1 protein-coding gene is annotated in these 550 nt (G+C 75.3%); it reads right to left on the bottom strand.

Going from position 1 to position 550, the window contains the following annotated elements; all coding sequences use genetic code 11:
• On the bottom strand, positions 1-512 hold a 512-nt coding region (locus tag L6Q96_23540; protein MCK6557521.1), incomplete at its 3' end, for a HAMP domain-containing protein.
• Positions 513-550: the final 38 nt, after the last annotated feature.

Here is a 550-nt window from a genome sequence, read left to right as displayed (position 1 = left end):
GCGTCGGCCTTCAGGAGCTCGATCGCCATGCGGATGCGGGCGAGGGGCGAGCGCAGCTCGTGGGAGGCGTTCGCGAGCAGCGTCTTGTGCGCGCCCACTAGCGCCTCGATCCGCGCCGCCGAGCGGTTGAAGCTCGCCGCGAGCGCGGCGACCTCGTCCCTGCCCTCGACCGTCACGCGCGCGCCGAGATCGCCGCTTCCGAGCGCGTCGACGCTCGTGCGCAGCCGCTCGAGGCGGCGCGTCGCGCCGCGCACGACCGGGTAGGCGCCCACCGCGACGCCGAGCGCAATCAGCCCGAGCGTGAAGAAGAGGCTCCACGGGGCGTAGGGCGGCCGTTCGCGCCGCGGCAGGCGTGCCGCGAGCCCGCGCATCTGCTGCACCCAGTCCTGCATGCGCTCCCAGGGCTGGCGCTCCCGGAGCCGCGCGAGGAGCTTCGGCGGCGGGCCCAGCCCCTCGATCGCGACCAGCTTCGCCACCCGCTCCGGGAACACGCCCGTGTACATCAGGCTCACGGCGCCCCCGAGCGAGTGGCCGACCAGGTGCACGCGCT

It is taken from the genome of Candidatus Binatia bacterium (genome assembly GCA_023150935.1).
GTDB lineage: Bacteria > Desulfobacterota > Binatia > HRBIN30 > HRBIN30 > JAKLJW01.
The sequence above is the reverse complement of the archived record's forward strand: the minus strand, read 5'-3'. Positions and strand labels throughout refer to the sequence as shown.